Origin of the sequence: Enterobacter sp. A103 (assembly GCF_034427535.1) — a bacterium.
GTDB lineage: Bacteria > Pseudomonadota > Gammaproteobacteria > Enterobacterales > Enterobacteriaceae > Enterobacter > Enterobacter asburiae_B.
This window is the reverse complement of the sequence record NZ_JAXQPQ010000004.1, coordinates 207,900-232,898: the sequence shown is the minus strand read 5'-3', so window position 1 is coordinate 232,898 and position 24,999 is coordinate 207,900. Positions and strand designations below refer to the sequence as shown.

General features: G+C 56.9%; 27 protein-coding genes. 6 read left to right on the top strand and 21 right to left on the bottom strand.

What is annotated here, in order from left to right:
- Window positions 1–3: 3 nt before the first annotated feature.
- From yfcD to yfcF, 3 genes are read right to left on the bottom strand one after another with little or no spacing between them, the layout of a single operon-like run.
- Complete coding sequence (yfcD, locus tag SPH27_RS13760; RefSeq protein ID WP_023312551.1) at window positions 4–558, bottom strand: NUDIX hydrolase YfcD; 555 nt, start codon at window positions 556–558, stop codon at window positions 4–6.
- A 55-nt stretch (window positions 559–613) separates the two neighbouring features.
- Complete coding sequence (gene yfcE, locus SPH27_RS13755) at window positions 614–1,165, bottom strand: phosphodiesterase (RefSeq protein ID WP_048980046.1); 552 nt, start codon at window positions 1,163–1,165, stop codon at window positions 614–616.
- Between the two features lie 55 nt (window positions 1,166–1,220).
- Window positions 1,221–1,865, bottom strand: a complete 645-nt coding sequence (gene yfcF, locus SPH27_RS13750) for a glutathione transferase (RefSeq protein ID WP_182071325.1) — start codon at window positions 1,863–1,865, stop codon at window positions 1,221–1,223.
- A 141-nt stretch (window positions 1,866–2,006) separates the two neighbouring features.
- On the opposite strand from yfcF, the gene yfcG reads away from it, so the two are divergent.
- The 4 genes from yfcG (at window position 2,007) to SPH27_RS13730 (ending at window position 4,541) form a co-directional block, all read left to right on the top strand.
- The gene (gene yfcG / locus SPH27_RS13745; RefSeq protein WP_182071326.1) at window positions 2,007–2,636 is read left to right on the top strand and encodes a GSH-dependent disulfide bond oxidoreductase; all 630 of its coding nucleotides are present in this window, start codon (window positions 2,007–2,009) and stop codon (window positions 2,634–2,636) included.
- A 75-nt stretch (window positions 2,637–2,711) separates the two neighbouring features.
- A complete protein-coding gene (gene folX, locus SPH27_RS13740) occupies window positions 2,712–3,080 on the top strand; it encodes a dihydroneopterin triphosphate 2'-epimerase (RefSeq protein WP_023312555.1) in 369 nt (122 codons plus the stop codon).
- Between the two features lie 13 nt (window positions 3,081–3,093).
- Entirely contained in the window at window positions 3,094–3,987 is an 894-nt protein-coding gene (locus SPH27_RS13735; RefSeq protein ID WP_182071327.1) for a TIGR01777 family oxidoreductase, read from the top strand.
- 44 nt (window positions 3,988–4,031) lie between these two features.
- Window positions 4,032–4,541: a GNAT family N-acetyltransferase gene (locus SPH27_RS13730; RefSeq protein ID WP_182071328.1), complete on the top strand. Its 510-nt coding sequence runs from the start codon at window positions 4,032–4,034 to the stop codon at window positions 4,539–4,541.
- Window positions 4,542–4,577: 36 nt separating this feature from the next.
- Here the strand turns inward: SPH27_RS13730 and hisP are convergent, their stop codons facing one another.
- From hisP to pdxB, 15 genes are all read right to left on the bottom strand, one after another.
- Window positions 4,578–5,351, bottom strand: a complete 774-nt coding sequence (gene hisP, locus SPH27_RS13725) for a histidine ABC transporter ATP-binding protein HisP (protein ID WP_023312558.1) — start codon at window positions 5,349–5,351, stop codon at window positions 4,578–4,580.
- A gap of 8 nt (window positions 5,352–5,359) precedes the next feature.
- Complete coding sequence (locus SPH27_RS13720; RefSeq protein ID WP_008502590.1) at window positions 5,360–6,076, bottom strand: ABC transporter permease; 717 nt, start codon at window positions 6,074–6,076, stop codon at window positions 5,360–5,362.
- Window positions 6,073–6,759: a histidine ABC transporter permease HisQ gene (locus tag SPH27_RS13715; RefSeq protein WP_182071329.1), complete on the bottom strand. Its 687-nt coding sequence runs from the start codon at window positions 6,757–6,759 to the stop codon at window positions 6,073–6,075. The genes SPH27_RS13720 and SPH27_RS13715 overlap by 4 nt, the downstream gene beginning before the upstream one ends.
- Before the next feature lie 88 nt (window positions 6,760–6,847).
- Window positions 6,848–7,630, bottom strand: a complete 783-nt coding sequence (hisJ, locus tag SPH27_RS13710) for a histidine ABC transporter substrate-binding protein HisJ (protein WP_023336423.1) — start codon at window positions 7,628–7,630, stop codon at window positions 6,848–6,850.
- Window positions 7,631–7,856: 226 nt separating this feature from the next.
- Window positions 7,857–8,639, bottom strand: coding sequence for a lysine/arginine/ornithine ABC transporter substrate-binding protein ArgT (gene argT / locus SPH27_RS13705; RefSeq protein ID WP_182071330.1), 783 nt, complete (start codon window positions 8,637–8,639; stop codon window positions 7,857–7,859).
- Window positions 8,640–8,930: 291 nt separating this feature from the next.
- Window positions 8,931–9,500 carry a UbiX family flavin prenyltransferase gene (locus tag SPH27_RS13700; RefSeq protein WP_029740194.1) on the bottom strand — a complete coding sequence of 190 codons (570 nt, stop codon included), beginning with the start codon at window positions 9,498–9,500 and terminating at the stop codon, window positions 8,931–8,933.
- Between the two features lie 89 nt (window positions 9,501–9,589).
- Window positions 9,590–11,107 carry an amidophosphoribosyltransferase gene (purF, locus tag SPH27_RS13695; protein ID WP_024908947.1) on the bottom strand — a complete coding sequence of 506 codons (1,518 nt, stop codon included), beginning with the start codon at window positions 11,105–11,107 and terminating at the stop codon, window positions 9,590–9,592.
- A 33-nt stretch (window positions 11,108–11,140) separates the two neighbouring features.
- Entirely contained in the window at window positions 11,141–11,629 is a 489-nt protein-coding gene (gene cvpA, locus SPH27_RS13690) for a colicin V production protein (protein ID WP_000262116.1), read from the bottom strand.
- 228 nt (window positions 11,630–11,857) lie between these two features.
- Window positions 11,858–12,544: a cell division protein DedD gene (gene dedD, locus SPH27_RS13685; RefSeq protein ID WP_039263233.1), complete on the bottom strand. Its 687-nt coding sequence runs from the start codon at window positions 12,542–12,544 to the stop codon at window positions 11,858–11,860.
- The gene (folC, locus tag SPH27_RS13680; protein ID WP_039263234.1) at window positions 12,534–13,802 is read right to left on the bottom strand and encodes a bifunctional tetrahydrofolate synthase/dihydrofolate synthase; all 1,269 of its coding nucleotides are present in this window, start codon (window positions 13,800–13,802) and stop codon (window positions 12,534–12,536) included. Before folC ends, dedD begins: the two co-directional genes overlap by 11 nt.
- 70 nt (window positions 13,803–13,872) lie before the next feature.
- Window positions 13,873–14,778, bottom strand: coding sequence for an acetyl-CoA carboxylase, carboxyltransferase subunit beta (gene accD, locus SPH27_RS13675; protein WP_003861408.1), 906 nt, complete (start codon window positions 14,776–14,778; stop codon window positions 13,873–13,875).
- Window positions 14,779–14,932: 154 nt separating this feature from the next.
- Entirely contained in the window at window positions 14,933–15,592 is a 660-nt protein-coding gene (locus SPH27_RS13670) for a DedA family protein (protein WP_182071331.1), read from the bottom strand.
- Window positions 15,593–15,620: 28 nt separating this feature from the next.
- Entirely contained in the window at window positions 15,621–16,433 is an 813-nt protein-coding gene (truA, locus tag SPH27_RS13665; protein WP_023312566.1) for a tRNA pseudouridine(38-40) synthase TruA, read from the bottom strand.
- Window positions 16,433–17,446 (bottom strand): aspartate-semialdehyde dehydrogenase, encoded by a 1,014-nt coding sequence (locus SPH27_RS13660; RefSeq protein ID WP_039263237.1) that lies wholly within the window; start codon window positions 17,444–17,446, stop codon window positions 16,433–16,435. Before SPH27_RS13660 ends, truA begins: the two co-directional genes overlap by 1 nt.
- 67 nt (window positions 17,447–17,513) lie before the next feature.
- Window positions 17,514–18,650, bottom strand: a complete 1,137-nt coding sequence (gene pdxB, locus SPH27_RS13655; RefSeq protein ID WP_039263238.1) for a 4-phosphoerythronate dehydrogenase PdxB — start codon at window positions 18,648–18,650, stop codon at window positions 17,514–17,516.
- 113 nt (window positions 18,651–18,763) lie between these two features.
- Between pdxB and flk the strand changes: the two genes are divergently transcribed.
- The gene (gene flk, locus SPH27_RS13650) at window positions 18,764–19,768 is read left to right on the top strand and encodes a flagella biosynthesis regulator Flk (protein WP_029740201.1); all 1,005 of its coding nucleotides are present in this window, start codon (window positions 18,764–18,766) and stop codon (window positions 19,766–19,768) included.
- Between the two features lie 84 nt (window positions 19,769–19,852).
- On the opposite strand, the gene SPH27_RS13645 is transcribed toward flk, so the two are convergent.
- Together SPH27_RS13645 and fabB are read right to left on the bottom strand one after the other, a co-directional pair.
- Window positions 19,853–21,031: an MFS transporter gene (locus SPH27_RS13645; protein WP_207167686.1), complete on the bottom strand. Its 1,179-nt coding sequence runs from the start codon at window positions 21,029–21,031 to the stop codon at window positions 19,853–19,855.
- 208 nt (window positions 21,032–21,239) lie between these two features.
- Window positions 21,240–22,457, bottom strand: coding sequence for a beta-ketoacyl-ACP synthase I (gene fabB / locus SPH27_RS13640; RefSeq protein ID WP_023336433.1), 1,218 nt, complete (start codon window positions 22,455–22,457; stop codon window positions 21,240–21,242).
- A gap of 158 nt (window positions 22,458–22,615) precedes the next feature.
- On the opposite strand from fabB, the gene mnmC reads away from it, so the two are divergent.
- Window positions 22,616–24,613 (top strand): bifunctional tRNA (5-methylaminomethyl-2-thiouridine)(34)-methyltransferase MnmD/FAD-dependent 5-carboxymethylaminomethyl-2-thiouridine(34) oxidoreductase MnmC, encoded by a 1,998-nt coding sequence (gene mnmC / locus SPH27_RS13635; protein WP_182071333.1) that lies wholly within the window; start codon window positions 22,616–22,618, stop codon window positions 24,611–24,613.
- A 97-nt stretch (window positions 24,614–24,710) separates the two neighbouring features.
- Here mnmC and SPH27_RS13630 read toward each other — a convergent pair whose 3' ends face one another.
- Window positions 24,711–24,986: a YfcL family protein gene (locus SPH27_RS13630; RefSeq protein WP_182071334.1), complete on the bottom strand. Its 276-nt coding sequence runs from the start codon at window positions 24,984–24,986 to the stop codon at window positions 24,711–24,713.
- Window positions 24,987–24,999 lie beyond the last annotated feature (13 nt).

Sequence of the window (24,999 nt, the reverse complement as noted above, 5' to 3'; positions counted from 1 at the left end):
CGCTTACTCAGCCTCTTCCTCTTTCTCTGATTTGGTCGATTCGTTTTTGGCGTTGCGGGTCATCCACAGCGCCAGCGCTTTTAACGAATCCGGCGTGAACTCGTCGCAGCGCGCGGTGATCTCTTCCGGCGTCATCCAGCTGACTTCACTCACCTCTTCTTCCTGCAGAGCGAACGGTCCGTGGGAGACGCAGCTAAACAGCCCGCCCCAGACGCGGCAGTTTTCGTCTTCGAAATAGAACTGACCGTGCTCGGCAAACGGCACGCCGGCGATGCCTAACTCTTCTTCCGCTTCACGACGCGCGGAATCCAGCAGCACTTCATCTGCCTGGACAACCCCACCTGCGGTGGCATCCAGCATACCCGGGAGAAAATCTTTGGTGTCCGTGCGGCGCTGGACCAGAATTTTGCCCATCCCGTCATGCACAACGATGTACGTTGCGCGGTGGCGCAGACGCTCCGCACGCATTTGTTCGCGGCTGGCCTGCGCGATCACTTCATTCTCTTCGCTGACAATGTCAACCCACTCTGTACTTGCCAAATGACTCTGCTCCACCATCGGGAAACCTTCTCTTCTAAGCGCTCTTTCGGCGCGTTTGCAGTTGAGGTGTAACTTACGGATTAATCGCTACCTGCGCAATAACTTGCTGATCATTAAGTGCGATAACGCGCAGGGTATTTCCATCCAGCATGCCATAGCTCGCTGGATAACCGCCTTTCGGTATGCTGACCGATCCCGGATTGAAGTAATAAATCTCACCGCGCTTTTCAGCAACCGGAATATGAGTATGACCGTAAACCAGGACATCGCCAGCCGCGAGCGCCGGGAGATTATCCGGGCTAAAAAGATGCCCGTGCGTCAGGAACAGACGGCTTTGTTCCAGCAGCACCTGCTGCCATGGCGCGGTAAGGGGAAAATGCAGCAGCATCTGGTCCACTTCGCTGTCGCAGTTGCCGCGAACGGCAATGATGCGCGAGGCGTACGGGTTGAGCTTTTCCGCGACCTGCGCAGGGGCGTAGCCCTCTGGCAGCGCGTTGCGCGGGCCGTGGTTGAGCACATCCCCCAGAATAATCAGCCACTGCGCGCCGCTTTGTGCAAACAGGGAAAGGACACGCTCGGTAGCGGGCAGCGATCCATGGATATCCGACGCAAACATCAGTTTCATCAGTCACTCCTCGGGAAAACAGACTGCCCCATCATACCTGAAGCGTCAGGGCTTATCAGCCCGCGCGCTTAGCCGAGAGTGCCACATAGCGCTGCACGGAGGCGCGCTGCCACTGAAACGCGGCATAATCAACCAGCAGCTGCGGCACCTCATCGCCGTTGAGGATCAGGCGGTTTAGCATCAACGCCAGATCGGCGTCGGCAATGCACCACTCGCCGAACAGGTTCGGGTTGCCGTGTGCGAGGAGCGAGGTGGCGGTTTCAATGAGTTTTTGCGCGCTTTCACGGCCTTCAGCGCTGAGCGCTGGCTTTTTGCCCCCGGCAAACACGACGTCCGTTGAGCGTTCCACGCGAATCGGCACCAGATCGCTCCGCAGCCACGCCTGGATCTGCCGCGCCCGCGCGCGTTTTTGCAGGTCGTGCGGATAGATCCGCTCCCACTCGGGCGGCGCGAACCTATCTTCCAGATATTCATCAATCGCAGACGATTCGCTCAGGGCAAAACCGTCGATCTCCAGCACCGGCACGCGTCGGGTCAGGTCGTAGCCCTGCCACTGCGGCTTGAGATGTTCACCGCCGTCAAGATCGACGGTCTTCAGCGTAAAAGTGAGTCCTTTTTCGGCCAGCGCAACGTATACGCTCATAACATAGGGAGAAAAGAAATTCGCATCGGACCACAACGTGATTACGGGCTGGTTCATAACATCCTCATCGGCTGATCGGGTTTTTACTCAACATATAATCTCTTTGCCCCGCTGTCACTTGATGAAAACTCACGATTTACAACAACCACCTATACTCATTTCTCATGGCATCACTATTCGCATGGACAGGAGTTGAGAATGATCGACCTTTATTACGCCCCTACCCCAAACGGCCATAAAATCACCCTTTTTCTTGAAGAAGCCGAGCTGGATTACAGGATCATTCGCATGGATATCAGCAAAGGCGATCAGTTCAGCCCTCTCTTTCTGGCTATCTCGCCGAATAATAAAATCCCGGCCATTATTGATAACCACCCGGCGGACGGGGGCAGGCCGCTGAGCCTGTTTGAATCCGGTGAAATTTTGCTCTACCTGGCGGAGAAAACCGGCAAACTGCTGAGCGGCGAACTGCGCGAGCGTCACCATACCCTGCAATGGCTCTTCTGGCAGGCGAGCGGACTGGGGCCCATGCTGGGGCAAAATCATCATTTTACCGCTTACGCCCCGCAGCCCATTCCTTATGCAATAGAACGCTATCAGGTTGAGACTCAACGGCTCTATGACGTTCTGAACCGTCGGCTGGAGAAAACGCCGTGGCTCGGGGGCGATCATTACAGTATTGCCGACATCGCCTGCTGGCCGTGGGTGAATACGCATGAAAAACACCGAATTGACCTGGCCGCTTACCCGGCGGTGAACAACTGGTTTGAGCGCATCCGAACCCGCCCGGCCACCGAGCGAGCGATGCAAAAAATCCAGCAGATTTAACCCGCTATGAGGCTGGGTGCCTGCGAGCCTCTCATGTATGATGAGCAGGAAATACTGACACGGAGAAGACCTGCAATGTCACAGCCAGACGCTATTATTCGCATAAAAAATTTACGCTTGCGCACCTTCATCGGCATCAAAGAGGAAGAGATCGCCAACCGTCAGGATATTGTCATTAACGTGGTAATTCACTATCCCGCAGACAAAGCGCGGGCCAGCGAAGACATCAACGACGCGCTGAACTACCGCACAATAACCAAAAACATCATTCAGTACGTGGAGAATAACCGCTTCTCTCTGCTGGAAAAATTAACTCAGGATGTGCTCGATATCGCACGCGAACATCACTGGGTCACTTATGCTGAAGTTGAGATCGATAAACTTCACGCCCTGCGCTACGCCGATTCCGTCTCCATGACGCTAAGCTGGCGACGCCAGGCGTAATCCTGGAGGTTGTATGAAGATTTTGCTGACCGGCGGCACGGGCCTTATTGGTCGTCACCTCATTGCGCGTCTGCAGGCCTTGCATCACGACATTACCGTGGTCACGCGCAGCCCGGAGAAAGCGCGCCAGGTGCTCGGGGCGGGTATCGATATCTGGAAAAATCTGGCCGAGCAGCAAAATCTGGACGGCTTCGACGCCGTCATTAACCTCGCGGGGGAACCCATCGCCGATAAGCGCTGGACGGAAGAGCAAAAACAGCTGTTATGCAGCAGCCGGTGGAACATCACCGAAAAGCTGGTCGAGCTGATCCGCAATAGCCACACGCCGCCTTCGGTGCTGATTTCAGGTTCAGCAGTGGGCTATTACGGCGATCTCGGCGAGGTGGTGGTGACCGAGGAAGAGCCGCCGCATAACGAGTTTACCCATAAGCTCTGCGCCCAGTGGGAGCGTATCGCCTGCGCGGCGCAGAGCGATCGTACCCGCGTCTGCCTGCTGCGGACCGGCGTCGTGCTTGCGCCGAAGGGCGGCATTCTGGCGAAGATGCTTCCCCCTTTCCGGCTTGGACTCGGTGGGCCGATCGGCAATGGTCGTCAGTATCTGGCCTGGATCCATATCGACGATATGGTCAACGGTATTCTCTGGCTGCTGGATAACGATCTGCGCGGGCCGTTTAACATGGTTGCGCCGTATCCGGTGCGTAACGAACAGTTTGCCCACGCGCTGGGGCATGCCCTGCACCGCCCGGCGATATTGCGCGTGCCTGCCACGGTGATTCGCCTGATAATGGGTGAAGCGTCTGTGCTTGTACTAGGCGGACAGCGGGCGTTGCCAAAACGGCTGGAAGCGGCCGGCTTTGCGTTCCGCTGGTATGAATTAGAAGAGGCGCTGGGGGATGTGGTGCGGTGAATATGTTACAGTGACAGGCCATGTTCCGAAGAAATGGCGTAACAATGGCAACCATCACCACACCCCGGCTTCACCTCACTCCTTTCGAACCCACTGACTGGGCCTTCTTCCGTTCGCTGCGTGAAGATCGCAGCATCATGCGCTACATGGCCGCCATCGCGCCGGAAAAAGAGACCCGCCGCGTGTTTGCCGCGCGCCTGATGGCGGAGCATGTCTTTGTGATCCGCTCTCTGGAGGACGATACGCCGCTGGGCGATATCGGCCTGCAAATCAGCCCTGAGAATCGTGAAGAGGCCGATATTGGCTATACGGTTGTGCCTGCCGCGCAGGGAAAAGGGATTGCCAGCGAGGCGCTGCGCGCGGTGTGTGATTACGCGTTTAACCAGACCAGCGTGAAAGCGATTAACGCGTACGTGCTGGCAGATAACGGCGGTTCGGTGCGGGTGCTGGAGAAAGCCGGGTTTGTGCGCACGCAGATGCTGGAAAAGGCGTATGAAATTGACGGCGTGCGCTATGACGACTGGGTGTATCGGCTGGAGTGCAGTGCGGTTTGATGCCCTCTCCCACAGGGAGAGGGGGAAAGGCAAAACCTACTTCAACGACCCTTTCAGGAACTGCTGCAGGCGCGGGCTTTGCGGGTTCGCCAGCACCTCGTCCGGGTGGCCCTGCTCTTCAATTTTCCCCTGATGCAGGAAGATAACGTGGTTCGAGACGTTACGGGCGAAGCCCATCTCGTGCGTCACCACCACCATCGTTTTGCCCTCTTCGGCCAGCTTCTGCATGATGCGCAGCACTTCGCCAACGAGTTCAGGGTCCAGCGCGGAAGTCGGTTCGTCGAACAGCAGCACTTCGGGCTCCATCGCCAGCGCGCGCGCGATAGAGACACGCTGCTGCTGACCGCCGGAGAGATGCACCGGGTATTTCATCTGCTGGCGCTCGTCGATACCCACTTTCGCCAGGTATTTCACCGCGCGCTCGCGGGCTTCCTGCTTGCTCAGGCCCAGCACCTGAATCGGTGCTTCCATCACGTTCTCCAGCACCGTCATGTGGCTCCAGAGGTTGAAGTGCTGGAACACCATCGTCAGGCGCGTACGCAGCAGGCGCAGCTGGTGTTTATCCGCGACCTTCAGCTGGCCGTCTTTATCACGGACCAGGTTAATATTCTGCCCGCTCACCACAATCGAGCCTTCGCTCGGTTTTTCGAGGAAGTTAATGCAGCGCAGGAAGGTACTTTTACCCGAGCCGGATGAGCCGATAATACTGATCACGTCGCCCGCATTCGCCTGCAGCGACACCCCTTTCAGCACTTCATGTTCGCCGTAGCGTTTGTGCAAATCAATAACGTTTAATTTGTTCTCAGCCATCATCTTTCTCAGTGCGTCGAAGAAGGTTTTATATGCTGCAACCAGCGTTTTTCAGCCTTACGGAACAGGCTAATCAGAACATAAGAGATAATTAAATAGAGCACCGCCGCAATGCCAAACGCGGTAAACGGCTGATAGGTCGCGGAGTTAATATCGCGCGCAATTTTGAGCAGATCCGGCACCGTCGCGGTAAAGGCGAGCGCGGTGGAGTGCAGCATCAAAATCACTTCGTTACTGTAAGCCGGTAACGCGATACGCAGCGCCGACGGCAGAATAATGCAGCGATAAAGTTTCACTGAGGAAAAGCCGTACGCGCGCGCCGCTTCAATCTCACCGTAAGGGACAGAGCGAATTGCCCCGGCGAAAATCTCGGTGGTGTAGGCGCAGGTGTTGAGCGTCAACGCCAGCACCGTACAGTTCAGGCCGCTGCGGAAGAACGCATTCAGCATCTCAGTGCCTTTTACGATCTCAAGCGTATACATCCCCGAATAGAACACCAGCAGCTGAACGTACAGCGGCGTACCGCGAAACACGTAGGTAAACAGCCAGATCGGGAACTGGATAAATTTATTATTCGACACGCGGCCAATGGCAAGAAACACCGCCAGAATGCCGCCCATCACCACGGAGGAGATCAGCAGCCAGAGCGTAATCGCCACGCCGGTAAAGCGGTAGCCATCCGTCCACAGCAGCGATTTCCAGTATTCCTGAATAATCTCAATCACAGGTCAGCCCTCTTCACACCCACGGAGTAGCGACGCTCGAGCAGAAGCAGCACACCATTGGAGGCGGTCGTAAAGACCAGATAAATCACGCCACAGACCACCGCAAAGTAGAACGGCTCCCAGGTGCTCTTGCCCGCCAGCTGAGTCGCTTTCACGACGTCTTCCAGACCGAGCAGCGAGACCAGCGCTGTCGCTTTGAGGATAACCTGCCAGTTGTTGCCGATACCCGGCAGCGCATAGCGCATCATGGCCGGGAACATAATCCGACGAAACGTTTGTGAAGAGGTAAAACCAAATGCGGTTGCCGCCTCAATGTGGCCTTTCGGCACGGCCATGTAAGCACCGCGGAAGGTTTCGGTGAAGTAGGCACCGTAGATAAAACCGAGGGTAATAATACCGGCCACCATCGGGTCGATATCAATTTGTCCCATACCCATCGCGTCCGTTACGCTGTTAAGCGCAATCTGCAGACCGTAAAAGATAAGCAGCATCAGCACCAGATCGGGAACGCCGCGAATAAGCGTGGTGTAGCCTTCAAATATGAGCGCCAGCGGTTTGTTAGCCGAAAGCTTCGCCCCTGCGCCTGCCAGACCTATCAGCACCGCCAGCACCACGGAGCTGATAGCCAGCTCAAGGGTGACAAGCGCGCCCTGTAAAATAACGTCAGAAAATCCGTACAGCATACCGCGAGCCCTGTCGTATCGTGAGTGGTGGAACCGTGTCTTTTCCCCTCCCGCATCGGGAGGGGCCGCACGTTATTTGACGGGGCGATTAGCCGCCGTAAACATTAAAATCAAAGTACTTTTTCGCCAGCTTGTCATAGGTGCCGTCAGCGCGCATTTCAGCAAACGCTTTGTTCAGCGCCTCACGCAGCTCGTTGTCTTCTTTGCGCAGGCCCATACCGGTACCCACACCAAACAACTTCACGTCCTTAATGGACGGGCCGCCAAACTTGTAATCTTTACCCACCGGCGTTTTCAGGAAGCCTTCGCTTGCCGCGACTTCATCCTGGAATGCCGCATCAATTCGGCCTGCCGTCAGGTCAGCGTAGATATTTTCCTGGCCCTGATAGGAGACGATTTCAATCCCCTTCGGCGCCCAGTGTTCGTTGCCGTAGGTTTCCTGCGTGGTGCCCTGCAGCACGCCGACGCGTTTGCCTTTCAGGGACTCCAGCGTTGGCTGAATGTCAGAAGCTTTAGCCACCACCAGACGAGAATCGGCCGCGTAGAGTTTGTCGGTGAAGGCAATCTCCTGCTGGCGTTTTTCGGTGATGGAGAGCGAGGACATAATCACGTCGATTTTTTTCGCTTTCAGGGACGGGATCAGCGCATCCAGCGGGTTCTCAACGTAGGTACACTGTGCTTTGATGCGTTTGCACAGCTCATTGGCCAGATCGATGTCAAAACCGACCAGTTCACCCTTTGAATTCTTCGATTCGAACGGCGCATAGGTTGGATCGGTACCAATCCGAATTTTCTGCGGAATGGCTGCGAATGCCGCGGTGGCGCTGGAAAAGGCCAGCACCAGAGATAGTGACAACACGAGTTTTTTCATATTTGTCCTCAACAAACTGTCTTCATACGGGATTTTTACGACGACGGGGTGGTGCTAATGTGCCATTAATCCCCTCTTTCAGGCAAAGACTAATGCCCTTCAGGCGGGAATTTTTGCATTATAAATGCGTAAGTATGCACAAAGCGATCCAATACGGTGCAACAAATGCACCGCATTGGGTCAACCGCTCCCGCAACGCACCTTTGCGGTGCGTTAGCGTCAGGCATTATTCACCGTATACGTTGAAGTCGAAGTATTTCTTCGCCAGTTTGTCGTAAGTACCGTCTTTACGCAGCTCTGCAAAGGCTTTGTCGAAGGCGGCTTTCAGCTCGGTATCATCCTTACGCAGGCCAATACCGGTGCCGTCACCAAAGTATTTTTTGTCTTTTACCGACGCGCCCGCAAACGCATAGTCTTTACCCGCAGGCTGTTTCAGGAAGCCTTCGCTCGCGGCGACTTCATCCTGGAATGCCGCATCCAGACGGCCTGCGGCCAGGTCAGAGTAAATCAGATCCTGGTTCTGGTAAGCCACCACGTCTACGCCCTTCTCACGCCAGGTCGCGTTGGCATAACCTTCCTGCGTCGACCCCTGAAGCACGCCAACATGCTTGCCTTTCAGCGAGTCGATGGTTGGCTTAATCGGGGAGCCTTTCGGCGCAATCAGGCGAGAATCCGCGGCGTAGAGCTTGTCAGAGAAGGCAATCTCCTGCTGGCGTTTTTCGGTGATGGAAAGAGAAGAGATAATGGCGTCGATTTTCTTGGCTTTCAGCGACGGGATTAACGCGTCAAAGTCGCTGCCCACCCATGTGCATTTCACCGCAATGCGTTTGCACATTTCATTTCCCAGATCGATATCAAACCCCACGAAATCGCCTTTCGCATCCTTGGAAGAGAATGGCGCGTAGGTTGCGTCTGTACCGATACGAACCGTCTGTGGAAGCGCTGCGTAGCTACCTGCTGCCGCACTTAACCCCACGAGCAAAGACAGAGCCAGAACCGTCTTCTTCATACATTTACCCTCAAGTACCGTGATTTTATTATGTATTGTGTTGTGTGTTGTGTTGCAGGCTTCATCTTGCAGGTCTTATGCCACATTGCCGTCTGGTCAAAACTTCGACGTTAAATATGTTAATAAAACGTTGCAATATTGCCTTAATGGTGAAAGATAGCAGGTCTGCCGAACGAACCGGAAAGAGAAAAAGGGAAAAAACGAATTAAATGTCGAGGATATGATCGCCGTTGCATAATTGCCCTGAAACAGGGCAACGTCTCTTTTCATGCACTCTGTTTGTGCACAGAATCAGGCCCCTTGCCAGCGGGTGAAGAGATCTTCGGGCAGGTCGATGTCAAACTGATCCAGCACGCGGTTAACGGTCTGATTAATCACGTCGTCCAGCGAGGTCGGGCGATGATAAAACGCCGGTACCGGCGGCATGATGATGGCCCCAAGCTCGGCGGCCTGGGTCATTAAACGCAGATGGCCGAGATGCAGCGGCGTTTCCCGCACGCAGAGCACCAGAGGACGACGCTCCTTCAGCACCACATCCGCCGCGCGCGTCACCAGGGTGTCGGTATAGCTGTTCACAATGCCGGAGAGCGTTTTAATTGAACAGGGCAGGATAACCATGCCGGCTGTTTTAAACGAGCCTGAGGAGATGCTGGCGGCGATATCACGGGCATCGTGAACCACGTCCGCCAGTGCCTGAACATCGCGCAGGGAGAGATCGGTTTCAAGAGAGAGGGTCTGCCGCGCCGCCTGGCTCATCACCAGATGGGTCTCGACTTCCGCCACGTTACGCAGAACCTGTAACAGACGTACGCCGTAAATCGCGCCGCTGGCACCGCTGAGCCCAACAATGAGTCGTTTCATGATTTTCGCCCTTACTGATTTCAGGGCAGACTGTGCAGGATTTTGCGGGGAGTTGCAAGTGAGGGCATTCGCCCTCACCTGCCGGAGCATCAACCTTCGTTGTGCATCTCTAAGCTTTCAAGATCGTTCTGCATCTGAACGGCTTTCGCATCGTCGTTGCGCAGCGAATCAAGATAGTCGAGATACTGCTGGTCAACGTCTTTGGTCACGTAAATACCGTTGAACACGGAACATTCAAACTGCTGGATTTCCGGGTTCTCGGCGCGCACCGCGTCGATGAGATCGTTTAGATCCTGGAAAATCAGGCCGTCGGCACCGATGATCTGGCGAATTTCATCCACTTCACGCCCGTGAGCGATCAGCTCGTTGGCGGTTGGCATATCGATGCCGTACACGTTCGGGAAGCGAATCTCCGGCGCAGCAGAGGCCAGGTAGACTTTCTTCGCACCCGCTTCGCGCGCCATCTCGATAATCTGCTCAGAGGTGGTGCCGCGAACGATGGAGTCATCCACCAGCAGAACGTTCTTGTCGCGGAATTCCGCGCGGTTGGCGTTCAGCTTGCGGCGCACGGACTTACGGCGCAGGTGCTGGCCCGGCATGATAAAGGTGCGGCCAACGTAGCGGTTCTTCACGAAGCCCTGACGGTATGGCTTGTCCAGAATGCGGGCAATCTCCAGCGCGATATCGCAGGAGGTTTCCGGAATAGGAATAACCACGTCGATGTCGAGATCGTCCCACTCGCGGGCAATCTTCTCGCCCAGCTTGGTGCCCATGTTGACGCGCGCGCTGTAGACGGAAATCTTGTCGATGAAGGAATCCGGGCGGGCGAAGTAAACGTATTCAAACAGGCACGGGTTGCTGACCGGGTTATCGGCACACTGGCGGGTAAACAGCTGGCCCTTCTCGGTGATATAGACCGCTTCGCCCGGCGCAACGTCACGCAGGAATTCAAAGCCCAGGGTATCCAGCGCCACGCTCTCAGAGGCAACCATATATTCGGTACGGCCATCGCCAAGGTCGCGCTTGCCGAGTACCAGGGGACGAATGCCGTTTGGATCGCGGAAGGCCACCATGCCGTGACCGATGATCATCGCTACGCAGGCGTACGCGCCGCGGATCTGGCGGTTGGTCGCGGCAATCGCAGCAAAGATGTTGTCTGCTTCCAGCGGGTAGTGACGGAAGTTATCCAGCTCGCTGGCGAACACATTGAGCAGGATTTCAGAATCAGAGGTGGTGTTAATGTGGCGACGTTTCTCTTCGAACAGCTTTTTACGCAGCTCATGCGCGTTGGTCAGGTTGCCGTTATGAGCAAGGGTGATGCCATACGGTGAGTTGACGTAGAAAGGCTGTGCCTCAGAGGCGCTGGAACTGCCAGCAGTAGGATAACGAACGTGACCGATCCCCATATTACCTTGCAGACGCTGCATATGGCGGGCTTCAAACACATCGTTTACCAGGCCATTCGCCTTGCGTAAACGGAAGCAGTTGTTTGCATCAATGGTGATGATACCCGCAGCATCCTGCCCACGGTGCTGAAGCACCGTTAACGCGTCATAAATCGACTGGTTTACCGGCATGAAACCGGCGATACCGACAATACCGCACATTCGTCTTTTCCTCGTTAAGCCACATCTCAGGGTTTATGCCCTGGGCAAAAAACTCGACGAGCTTTGCAGATAGTCAAAGAACCATCTGATGATGAAGCTGAACTCTGGAATGAGCTGCGATTTCTGCCAGTCTTCGCTTTTGGAGAACCCGGTGAAGGTATCCAGGAAGAACAGGATCGCGGCTACAATCAGCACGCCTCGTAACGCCCCGAAACAGATCCCGAGCACCCTGTCCGTTCCTGACAGACCGGTTTTCTCGACCAGCTGACCTATCACGTAATTCACGATAGCGCCGACAATCAGCGTTGCGATAAACAGCACCGCGATGGCAATTCCGTTTCGGACCAGTTCATCTTCAAAGCCCGTGAACCAGACAGACAGGTAAGTGTAGTAATGACTGGCAACAAAGAAAGCACAACCCCAGGTTACCAGCGATAACGCTTCACGAACAAAGCCACGGATCAGGCTAACCAGACAGGAAAAACCAATCACCGCAATGATGGCGTAATCAATCCAGACCATATGTGTCCCACGATTTAACGCCCTGTCATCCAGTTCGGGGCGAATTCTAACAGAAAAAGAAAACGTTTGCGTAGGGATTTCCTTCCCGCGCGTAAATAAAAAAGGCGCTGAAAAAATGTTCAACGCCACGGTCCATTTGACGTCTCTGTGGACGTCTGCTCCCCCTCACCCCGGCCCTCTCCCTCAAGGGAGAGGGAGCAAACCACTCCGAGGTTGGGTAAGATCTTATCAGTTCGCGCTGTAGCCCATCACCACGCCGCTCAGGCCGGAGATCTGCTTCAGCTCGCCGAGCGAACCTTTAAGCTTATCTTTGGACGCTTCTGGCCCCACGAGGATACGGGTAATTTTACCCTGCACCGGTGTGGAAGGTGAAGTGTAAACACGATATCCCGCACTGCGCAGTTTGCTCACGACCTCGTTAACTTTGTCGGCGTTTTTCAGCGCGCCGAGCTGCACAACATACGCTTTTCCGGTCGGTGCCGCGTCTTGTTTTGCCGGCGGTGGGGTTTCTGATGCGGCAGCCAGCTGCTCTGCGGCTTTATCCCGCTGCGGTTTCGGCTGCGGCTTCTCAACCGGCTTCGGTTTTTCAACGGGTTTAGGCTGCTCTACCGGCACCGGATCGATATCGCTGCTGCTCGCTGCCGCCAGACGAGACGGATCGAGCGACGGTGCGGCGGCATCGCCTGCACGCACCTCTTCCGCCGCGCCTTCCGGCGGCTGAGCAGGCAGCGCCTGCGTCGCCGCTGGCAGCATATCCGGCTCATCGCGGTCACCCGGTTTCGGCACCAGCGGAATAGCGGCAAACTCGTCCTGATAATGCTTTTTCTGCCCGTCGAGCAGACCCGGGAGAATAATCACCCCGAGCGCGACCAGCACAATGGTTCCTGTTAAACGGTTCTGAAACTTACTCGCCACCGGTTCTCCCCGCGTCCATCACTTCCATGACATGTGCCACCGTGTGGAATGAACCACACACCAGCACGGTATCTTCTGGTTTAGCATCCGCCATCGCGGCATGCCAGGCCTGCGCCACGCTACTATAGATTGCGCCTTTGCCGAGATGTTCCATCAACTGCTCAGCCGTCGCGCCGCGCGGCCCCTCCAAAGGAGCACAATACCAGCTATCGACCACAGTCTCCATGCAGGCCAGCGTCCCGCCGATATCTTTATCATGAAGCATACCGATAACCGCCAGCACGCGCCCGGTTTTTGGTAACGATTTGAGACGTCCCGCGAGATACGCCGCCGCATGCGGGTTATGCGCCACGTCCAGAATCAGGCGCGGTGACTCGCTGACAATCTGGAAGCGCCCGGGCAGAATTGCGCTCTGAATGCCGTCGCGAATTGCCTGCTCGCTGACCGCTAATCCGCTGGCGCGCAGTGCCGCCAGCGCGGTGGCCGCGTTCGGCTGCGGCACCTGCGGCAGCGGCAGGTTATCCAGCGCGCCCTGGGCATCGCTGAAGCGCCAGCCGTTATCCTGAACCTCATACTGCCAGTCAACGCCGCGGCGCAGCAGACGCGCGCCCTTCTCATTTGCCACGTCAGCAATGGTGTGCGGCATGTCCGGCTCGCCGACCACGGCGGGTTTATTCGCCCGGAAAATACCGGCCTTCTCGCGGCCAATGCTTTCACGATCAGGTCCCAGCCAGTCGATATGGTCCAGCGCGATGCTGGTGACCACCGCCACGTCCGCACTCACCATATTGGTGGCATCAAGACGTCCGCCGAGGCCGACCTCAAGGATCACGACATCCAGCTGCGCCTGTTTGAACAGCCACAGCGCCGACAGGGTACCGTATTCAAAATAGGTTAATGAGATCTCACCGCGTGCGGCTTCAATTTCCGCGAACGACGCCGTATGCGCCGATTCCGGCAGCTCGCTGTTCTGCACGCGAACGCGCTCGGTGTAGCGGACCAGGTGTGGAGAGCTGTACACGCCAACTTTGTAACCTGCGGCCATCAGGACAGATTCCAGCGTGCGGCAGGTAGTGCCTTTACCGTTGGTGCCCGCGACGGTGAACACGAAAGGTGCCGGTTTGAGCACATCAAGACGCGCGGCGACCTGGCTTACGCGCTCAAGCCCCATATCGATGGTTTTACTGTGCAGGTTTTCCAGATAAGAAAGCCACGCGGCCAGGGGCGACGTGGCTTGGGGAATGCTTTTATTTTCCATAATGCCCGGTTGTCATTAACAGATTAGAAAGCAAAAGGGCAGCGCCAACCGGCCCTGCCCTTTTCAGTTATCAGGCCTCGGGTTCCTGATCCGGTACCACCACGCCTTCGCGCGGCTCATCCGGGTTCGGCGCTGGCAGATTCATCAGCTTCGCCAGAATGCTCGCCAGCTTCAGGCGCATTTCCGGACGGCGGACGATCATATCGATAGCGCCTTTCTCAATGAGGAACTCACTGCGCTGGAAGCCCGGCGGCAGTTTTTCACGAACGGTTTGCTCGATAACGCGAGGACCCGCAAAGCCGATCAGCGCTTTTGGCTCAGCGATGTTCAGGTCGCCCAGCATCGCGAAGCTCGCAGAGACGCCGCCCATGGTTGGGTCGGTCAGCACGGAGATGTACGGAAGACCGCGCTCCTGCATTTTCGCCAGCGCAGCAGAGGTTTTCGCCATCTGCATCAGCGACATCAGCGCTTCCTGCATACGTGCACCGCCGGAGGCAGAGAAGCAGATCAGCGGACAGTTGTCTTCCAGCGCCTGCTCAACGGCACGCACGAAGCGCGCACCGACCACGGAGCCCATTGAGCCGCCCATAAAGGAGAACTCAAAGGCAGCGGCGACAACCGGCATCTCATGCAGGGTGCCTTTCATGACGATCAGCGCGTCTTTCTCGCCGGTCTCTTTCTGTGCAGAGGCCAGACGATCTTTGTATTTTTTGGAATCGCGGAACTTCAGCACGTCTTTTGGCTCGAGTTCGCTACCCAGCTCTACCAGAGAGCCTTCGTCCAGCAGGCTATGCAGGCGGTTGCGCGCCGACATACGCATATGGTGGTCACACTTCGGACACACCTCAAGGTTGCGCTCCAGCTCTGCGCGATACAGAACCTGACCGCAGCTATCACACTTCGTCCATACCCCTTCAGGAATGCTCGCTTTGCGCGTTGGGGTAATGTTGCTTTTAATTCGTTCAATCCAGCTCATTGATAACCTTTCTGCCTGAACCTGGTCGTATGCCAGTTTTGCTATAAGAGGCGAATAATGCCATTTTTGCCTCCAACAGACCATGAATGTTGCACATTAAAACATAACAGCCCGAAACTTTGGATAAAAAAGTGGTCGAACCGCCAGCGTGCCTTTATTTCGCTTGTTTTGCCGACGCACGTTTGTGGCGAATGATTTCGATAACGCCAGGCAGTACGGAAAGCACAATAATCGCTACAATCAGTAACTTAAGGTTTTCCTGCACCACCGGGAGATCGCCAAACAGATAGCCTGCGTAGGTAAACAGCAGTACCCACAGCAGCGCGCCAACCACGTTGTATGCCGCAAAATGACGATAGGACATATGCCCCATTCCCGCCACAAACGGTGCAAATGTGCGCACAATAGGCACAAAACGCGCAAGGATAATGGTTTTCCCGCCATGGCGTTCATAAAACGCATGGGTTTTATCTAAATAGCTGCGACGGAAAATTTTCGAATCAGGATTGCTGAAAAGCCGCTCACCGAACACCCGTCCAATCGTATAGTTGACCGCATCACCGACAATGGCGGCAATCACCATCAGCACAACCATAAGATGCACGTTCAGATCGTTAGTGGGTAACGCCGATAGCGCCCCGGCAACGAACAGCAGTGAATCCCCTGGCAGGAATGGGGTAACGACCAGACCGGTTTCACAAAACAGAATGAGGAACAGAATGGCGTAAACCCAGACGCCATACTGCGCGACCAGCTCTGCCAGGTGAACATCAATATGCAGAATGAAATCAATCAGAAAACGTATTACGTCCATATTGTCTAAGCCCTAATTGCACCTTTGTTTAGTCCGCTAAAAACAGCGGGCCCATTGGCGGTTTCGGCAGGTCAAATCGATCCGGATAGTCTACTGAGACCAGATACAATCCTTCCGCTTTCGCCGTGGCTGCCGCAAGCGTTCTGTCCTTCGCTGCCAGCAGGTCTGCAATCCAGCTCTCCGGCTGGTGTCCGGCACCCACTTCCATCAGGCTGCCCACAATATTCCTAACCATATGATGTACAAAGGCATTGGCTTTAATATCCACCACCACATACGCGCCAAAACGGCTGACGTTTATGTGCATGACGTTGCGCCACGGCGTGCGGGACTGACACTGCACCGCACGAAACGACGTAAAGTCATTTTCACCAATCAGACACTGCGCCGCGCGATGCATACGTTCCGCATCAAGCGGTTCATAAAAATGCGTCACGCCCTGGCTTAACACCGCCGGACGCAGGCGCTGGTTGTAGATGACATAACGGTAGCGACGCGCCGTGGCGCTGAAGCGCGCGTGAAAATCATCCGGCACAGCTTTTACCCAACGCACCGCAATGTCACCAGGCAAATTCGCATTTACACCCAGCGTCCAGGCGGCATCCTTACGCACGGCGGTGGTTTCAAAGTGCACCACCTGCCCCGTGCCGTGAACTCCCGCGTCCGTACGTCCCGCGCACAGGACGTTAATCGGCTCGTTTGCCACCTGAGAGAGCGCTTTCTCCAGCTTCTCCTGGACGCTGCGCACCTCGTTCTGACGCTGCCAGCCATAATATTTACTGCCGTCGTACTCAATTCCGAGCGCAATTCTATGGACCGGCTTTTGTTCCACGTCTGACATCAGTACAGGTACTCCTGCACCAGTTTTTCAGCGATTTTGACCGCCATCAGCGCGCCGCCGAAGCGAACGTTATCGGCAACGGACCAGAACTGAACCTGTTCCGGCATGCCGTAATCGTTACGCACGCAGCCAACGGAAAGATGCGCGCTGCCGGTGGCATCGCCAACCTGGGTCGGGAACTCGCTCTCTTCGGAGAGCACGATGTCTTCACCGCGGCCAAACGCGTCGCGCGCCTCTTCTGCCGCCAGCGGACGCAGGGCTTCAAAGCCAACCATCTGCGCGTGGCCGTAGAAGACCGGAGACTGCACGACGTTCGCGGAAATCATCAGGCCATCGTCCTGCAGAATTTTACGCACTTCATCGACGATACGGCGCTCTTCGCGCACGGAGCCCTCGCGGTCCGGCAGCAGCGGCAGCATGTTGAACGCCAGCTGGCGCCCAAAGAAATCGTCTTCGTCAATCGGGATACCGTTCAGCAGCTTCGCGCTCTGCCCGGCCAGCGCGTCAACGGCCTTTTTGCCGTTCGCGGACGCGGACAGCAGGCTGGTGACGGTAATGCGCGACAGGCCACCGTCGTCGATCAGCGGTTTCAGGGCGGTCAGCAGCTGGCTGGTGAGGCTGTTCGGGACCGCAATGACGTTACGGTTGCGGTAGTCAGCCAGCACAAACGGGTTCACGTCCGGCACCACCAGCGGCACATCCGGCTCCATTGAGAACAGACCGCTCAGGTCGATCACCAGGCAGCCTGCGTTAGTCGCCTCTTCAACGTACGCAGCCGTCGCTTCAGCGCCCGCGGCGAAAAACGCCAGCTGCGCCTGCGTCCAGTCGAACGCGGCCGCGTCCTGGACCATGACGGATTTACCGTTAAAACGCAGATGCTCACCTGCGCTGTCGGTACGGGCCAGCGCATAGATATCGCCCACCGGGAACTGACGCTCAGCAAGGGTTTCGAGCAGGGCTTCGCCCACGGCACCCGTGGCACCTAAAATGGCAATGTTCCAGCCTTCAGACATGGTGGTTTACTCCAGAAATAAAAAAGCGTCCCTGTCGGAGTATCCGACAGGGAGCATTAAGAAGACATTAATGCGCCGGGTGATGAACGGCGTTAAATCCCAGCTTATGCAGCAGCGTCGCCGACGGGGCGTCGTCGCATATTACATACAGGGAAGACCACTCGCGGCGCTCAACGTAGTTCTTGCGCAGCTTATCAAATTCACCCGGGATCCCCGCCACTTTACGCAGCAGCGCATCATCGCGGCGCACATCATACACCAAATGCACCAGCCTTTTCAGCGTTGCCTGATCGAGCGGACCGTGCAGGGTAATGCGGCCAAATTCAGGCGCGGGGAGTAAGGTATCCAGCGCCACCTGCTGCGGATGGCCGATAAAAGCGCTGTAGGCTTCGAAGACCTGCGTCGTGCCGCGCGCTTTCCCCTCGAGGGTATAACCGGCGATATGCGCCGTGCCCACGTCTACCTTGTTAAGCAGCTCAACGTTGAGATCCGGCTCCGGCTCCCAGACGTCCAGCACCACGCTGAGGTCTTGTCCTTCGTTCAGGCATGTCAGCAGCGCGGCGTTATCTACCACCGGACCACGGCAGGCATTTATCAGAATAGTGCCAGCCTTCAGACGACGGATCAGCGCCTCGTCAGCAAGATGCAGCGACTTATACGGCCCCTCTTTAAACAGCGGCGTGTGGAACGTCAGCACGTCACACTGTTCAACCAGCTCATCCAGCGAGCGGAAATCCTCGTCATCGCCGTTATCTTTACGCGGCGGATCGCACAGCAGCGTGCGGATCCCTAACGCTTCAAGGCGCTTTTGCAGGCGCCCGCCGACGTTACCCACGCCGACAATCCCCACGGTGCGGTCCTTCAGCGCAAACCCGTCGCGCTCGGCCAGCATCAGCAGGGAGGAGAAAACGTATTCCACAACGGCAATGGCGTTACAGCCCGGCGCGGCGGAAAAACCGATTCCGGCCTGCTTCAGCCATTTATCATCCACATGATCGGTCCCTGCCGTTGCGGTTCCGACAAACTTAATCGCTTTACCGGCGAGCAACGCCTCATTTACTTTAGTCACCGAGCGCACCATCAGCGCGTCTGCGTCATCCAGTTCGTTGACCGGGATCGGGCGACCAGGGACAGCCTTAACGTTACCCAGGCGGCTAAACAGCTCACGGGCGTAAGGCATATTTTCATCAACGAGGATTTTCACGTCTGAGTACCTGTTTGAGAGGAAGAAAACCTGCCAAGTGTGCCATAATCTCGCCGCCAGGCATATATGTATGCCTGGTTTACGCTGAGTTTTGACTTTAAGGATTTTTGACGATGCAGCCCATTTCAGGTACGCCGCCACGCCCTCCGGGTGAAGGCCCCGTCACGCCAAACGTTGCCGGTGAACAACCGCTATCCACGCAACAGCGCACCGTGCTGGAGCGACTGATCACGCGCCTGATTGCGCTGACTTCACAGCAAAACGCGGAAGTCTGGGCCGGGGTAAAGCATGATTTAGGCGTGAGGAACGACGCACCGCTGCAGTCGCGCCATTTCCCTGCTGCCGAGCAAAACCTGAACCAGCGTATCAATACCGCGCAGCAGAACCACACCACGCGCCAGATTGTTGCTCAGCTGACGGAGCTGCTGGGTCAGGGCAATAACCGGCAGGCGGTGAGCGATTTTATTCGCCAGCAGTATGGTCAGACCGCGCTGGGCCAGCTGACGCCCGACCAGCTCAAAACCGTGCTGACCCTGCTGCAGAACAACGAGCTGTCTATTCCGCAGCCTCAGGTGCGCCCGGCGACCGAGCGTCCGCTGCTGCCAGCCGAGCACAACACGCTCAAGCAGATGGTGACGAAGCTGGCTGCGGCCACCGGCGAACCGACGAAGCTTATCTGGCAATCCATGCTGGAGCTGTCCGGCGTGAAGGCGGGTGAGTTAATACCGGCCAAACAGTTTACGCATCTGGTGACCTGGCTCCAGGCGCGCCAGACGCTCAGCACCCAGAATGCCCCTACCCTGCATACCGTCCAGGCGGCACTGAAGCAGCCGCTTGAGCCGCACGAGTTTGAAGTCATCCGGGATTACGCCCAGCAAAACTGGCAGGCCACGCCGCAAACGGTTCTGACCACCGCGCAGGTGCAGGATCTGCTCAATCAAATCTTCGTTCGCCGCGCCGAGCGCGAAGGCGGCGTGCCGGAGGTGAGAAACATTCAGCCGATCTACAGCCCGCTGTTTGCGCCGGTCGTCGAGACGTTCAGAACGCTCTCTGCGCGTCCGGGGTTGATGTTTATTGCGCTACTGATTGCGCTGGCGATTTTCTGGCTGGTTGCTTAACACTGCCGGGTGGCGGCTTCACCTTACCCGGCCTACGGCTAGTGCGATTGTAGGCCCGGTAAGCGAAGCGCCACCGGGCAAAAACTACGATCTGCGAAACGCCACCAGCGTCACCACGATCCCCACCACTGCGGAAACCGCACCGGCCAGAAAGACGGACGGATAACCGAACGAGGTGGCTAACACCCCGGCCAGCGGCCCGGTTACCCCGTATGAGATATCCTGAAAGGCCGCATAGCCGCCCAGCGCCGTACCGCGCACCTGCGGGGCCACGCGCTTCACCACTTCAACGCCCAGCGCCGGGAAGATCAGTGAACAGCCGCAGCCGGTTAGCGCCGCGCCAAGCAGCGCAACGGAGGCCACGGGTGCATTCCACAGCAGCAGCAGACCGATGGTTTCAATCACCAGCGACGCCACCGCCACCTTCACGCCGCCAAAGCGATCCGGCATCCAGCCGAAGAAAACGCGCATCAACACAAACGCGCCGCCAAACGCGGTGAGCGTAAAACCGGCCATCGCCCAGCCGCGGCTCATAAAATAGAGCGAGACGAAGGTACCGATCACCGCAAAACCCACGCCCTGCAGCGCCAGGCCAAGACCCGGCTGCCAGATTTGGCCGACCACGCTCCACAGGGAAGGACGCTCGCCTTTGTGCGCGGGCACCTTACGCACCGAGCCGTTAAACGCCCACGCCAGCAGGGGTAAAACCATGGTGGTGGCAGCCAGCGCCGCAAATCCAAACTGGCTATTGATCAGCAGCCCAAGCGGTGCGCCTGCGGCCAGCGCGCCATAGATGGCCATACCGTTCCAGGACATCACCTTGCCGGAGCGTGCCGGCCCCACCAGACCCATTCCCCAGGTCAGGGTGCCGGTCAGCAGCTGGCTTTCACCAAAGCCCAGGATTAAGCGGCCCAGCACCAGCAGCGCAAATTTATACGCCGCTTCTACGGGCAAGAGAGCAGCCAGCAGCCATGCGCCGCCCGCCAGCCCACAGGCAAACATCCCCTGTAGCGCCGAGCGTTTTGCACCGTGCTGATCCGCCAGCCGTCCGGCGTAACCGCGGGTCAATACCGTGGCTAAAAACTGAATGCCCACGGCAATGCCGACCATGGTGTTGCCATAGCCCAGCTCCTGATGAACGAACAGCGGGATCACCGGCAGCGGCAGGCCGACGGTCATATAGGTCAGAAATACCGCAAAAGCGATACGGAACAGCGAGACGTTCGCTGAAGGGGTTGTTTCTGTTTGAGTTACTGCAGTCATGCTTTACTCCGAAATGAAGAGTAAGGCGGGGAAATGCCACGCCCCCTCTACCTGATTATCAGGATTAAGGTGCGTTGGTTGACGTTAAACGCTTACGCATTATCGTGAGGATAATGTTGAGGGGTGAAGTTTGCCTGTGAGATCAGCCGCTTGTCAATGCATAAAAAAAGGGAGCCTTATGGCTCCCTTCCGGAATCAAACGTAAAACTTATGCTTTCAGCTTACGCATAACCAGCGTGGCGTTGGTGCCACCGAAGCCGAAGCTGTTTGACATGACGGTGGTCAGCGTCGCTTCCGTTGGTTTGGTCACGATGTTCAGGCCAGCAGCCTGCTCGTCCATCTCATCGATGTTGATGCTTGGCGCGATAAAGCCGTTTTCCAGCATCAGCAGAGAGTAGATCGCTTCCTGCACGCCAGCCGCCCCCAGAGAGTGACCGGTCATGGCTTTGGTCGCGGAGATTGCCGGGCTGTTGTCGCCGAAGACTTCACGGATCGCACCCAGCTCTTTCACGTCGCCTACCGGAGTAGAGGTACCGTGGGAGTTCAGGTAGTCGATTGGGGTGTCAACGCCGTGCATCGCCATCTTCATGCAGCGCACAGCGCCTTCGCCGGATGGCGCAACCATGTCGGCGCCGTCAGACGTTGCACCGTAGCCCACGATTTCAGCGTAGATGTGCGCGCCACGTGCCAGGGCATGCTCCAGCTCTTCAACCACAACCATACCGCCGCCGCCAGCGATAACGAAACCGTCACGGTGCGCATCATAGGTACGGGAGGCTTTATCCGGGGTTTCATTGTATTTGGTGGACAGTGCGCCCATCGCGTCGAATTCACAGGCCATTTCCCAGCCCAGCTCTTCGCCGCCGCCAGCAAATACGATGTCCTGTTTACCCAGCTGGATCTGCTCAACAGCATTACCGATGCAGTGCGCAGAAGTCGCACACGCGGAGCTGATGGAGTAGTTCACACCGTGGATTTTGAATGGGGTCGCCAGGCACGCGGAAACCGCAGAACCCATAGCTTTGGTGACCACGTACGGACCTACAGCTTTCAGACCACGCGGGCTACGCATTGCGTCAGCGCCGAATACCTGCGCTTTTGATGAGCCGCCGGAACCGGCGATCAGACCCACGCGCGGGTTGTTCTGATAAACCTCTTCACTCAGGCCGGAATCTTTGATCGCTTCCTGCATGGAGAGATAAGCATAAATAGAGGCATCGTTCATGAAACGAACCACTTTGCGGTCAATCAAACCGGTGGTGTCCAGTTTGACGTTACCCCATACGTGGCTACGCATACCTGAATCTTTAAACTCTTCAGAGAAAGTGATCCCGGAGCGTCCTTCACGCAGAGATGCCAGGACTTCCTGCTGGTTATTACCGATGCTGGAAACAATGCCCAGGCCAGTAATCACTGCACGTTTCATTCAATACCTCTGTAAGTCGCACTATAGTAAGTTTCGAGTCGCACAATAGCGTACACTTGTACGCCGAACAAGTCCGATCAGACATTTTCTGCGGAAATTTGCACCGATGGACTCACATCGTTAAGATCGTGCCACTGCCTGTCAGACGAGTAACTTACGTGAAACAAAACGCTATACAACCCGCCAACCTCGAATTCAACGCTGAGGGTACACCTGTTTCCCGAGATTTTGATGACGTCTATTTTTCTAATGATAACGGACTCGAAGAAACTCGCTATGTTTTCCTCGACGGAAACCAGCTCAGCACCCGCTTCCCGGAGCATCCGCGGAGCCAGTTTGTTGTAGCGGAAAGCGGATTCGGTACCGGGCTCAATTTTCTGACCCTCTGGCAGGCGTTTGACCAGTTTCACGCTGCCCACCCTGAGGCTACGCTACAAAGATTACATTTCATCAGTTTCGAAAAATTCCCGCTCACCGCGCACGATCTGCGGCTCGCTCATCAGCGCTGGCCAGAGCTTGCAGCCTGGGCGGAGCAGCTTCAGGCGCAGTGGCCACCCCACATTGGCGGCTGTCACCGTCTGATTCTGGACGGCGGACGCGTGACGCTGGATTTATGGCTTGGCGACATCAATGACCTGACCGATACGCTCGATGACTCGATGAATCAGACGGTGGACGCGTGGTTCCTTGACGGCTTTGCCCCCGCCAAAAACCCGGACATGTGGAGCCAGCATCTGTTTAGCGCGATGGCGCGGCTGGCGCGCCCGGGCGCAACGCTTGCCACCTTCACCTCGGCAGGCTTTGTCCGCCGCGGGCTGCAGGAGGCGGGCTTTACCATGCAGAAAACCAAAGGTTTTGGCCGCAAGCGCGACATGCTGGTCGGCAGAATGGAGCAGACGCTGGACATCCCCGCAAGTGCCCCCTGGTTTGCACGCAGCGCCAGCGCATCCCGTGAGGTGGCGATAGTCGGCGGGGGGATCGCCAGCGCTCTGCTGTCTCTCGCGCTTCTCCACCGCGGCTGGCAGGTCACGCTCTACTGTGCCGACGACGCGCCAGCAAGCGGCGCATCCGGCAACCGTCAGGGTGCGCTCTATCCGCTTTTAAGCGCGCACGACCCGGCCCTGTTCCGGTTTTTCCCGGCGGCGTTTACCTTCGCTCGTCGCCTGTACGACGCCCTGCCGGTGGCGTTCGAGCATGACTGGTGCGGCGTGACGCAGCTCGGCTGGGATGAAAAGAGCCAGCAAAAAATCACGCAGATGCTGTCGCTGGGTCTGCCTGACGAGATTGCCCGTGCGGTAAGTGCGCAAGAGGTGGCAGACACCGCTGGCGTGGAAACCGGGTGTGGGGGCATTCAGTATCCGCTCGGCGGCTGGCTGTGCCCGGCTGAACTGACCTCGGCGGTCATTGCGCTGGCGCAGTCGCGCGGGCTGACGGCGCATTATGCTCACAAGGTTGAATCGTTGAGCCGGACAGAACGCTGGAATCTGCGTTTTGCTGATGGCAAAGAGGCAAGCCATGCCAGCGTTGTGCTGGCAAACGGACATAACATCAGCCAGTTTATCCAGACAGAGTCATTGCCGGTTTATCCGGTCGGCGGCCAGGTAAGCCATATTCCTTCCGCGCCCGAACTGAACAAACTGCGTCAGGTGCTGTGCTATGACGGCTATCTGACGCCACAAAATCCGTCTAACGGCCACCACTGCATCGGGGCCAGCTATCATCGTGGCGAAACGGATATGCGCTACAGCGACGCGGATCAGGCCCAGAACCGCCAGCGCCTGATTGACTGTTTCCCTGATGCAGCGTGGGCGAAAGAGGTTGACGTCAGCGAGGGTGACGCGCGCTGCGGCGTGCGCTGCGCCACCCGCGATCATCTGCCGATGGCGGGAAATGTGCCGGACTACGATGCGACGCTTGAGGCCTATCAGGATCTTGCTGATAACCGGGATAACGCGGTAAGCGCGCCGGTTTATCCGGAGCTGTTTATGCTGGGTGGATTAGGATCTCGCGGGCTCTGTTCCGCACCGCTACTGGCAGAAGTGTTAGCCGCACAAATGAGCGGCGAGCCGATGCCGCTGGACAGGGTTACGCTTGCAGGGCTGAATCCGAATCGATTGTGGGTACGGAAACTGCTGAAGGGGAAGAAGGTCAAGTAGGGTGCGGTCTGGTGCCCTCACCCTAACCCTCTCCCACAGGGAGAGGGGATATTCACAGGCCCGGTAAGCGCAGCGCCACCGGGTGAAATACGATGACTTAGCGTTTAGCCTGCTGGAACAAAGTGCCCCACATGCCTAACACCAGAGACTGGTCGCGCGGCGAGAGCTCCCCGGCCAGAATGGCTTTTTCCAGGCTGCGAGTGACTTCAGCGTGAACGGCGTCGGCAGAGTGATCGTCCCCCGCTTCCAGCTCGGCTACCGCGAGCGTCAGGTGACCACGCAGATAACCGCTGGCGAACAGCTCATCATCACTGGCGTGTTCCACCATGTCATCAATTAACGCCAGAATGCGTGATTCAAATTCTGCGATCATCTTCTTTCCTCTG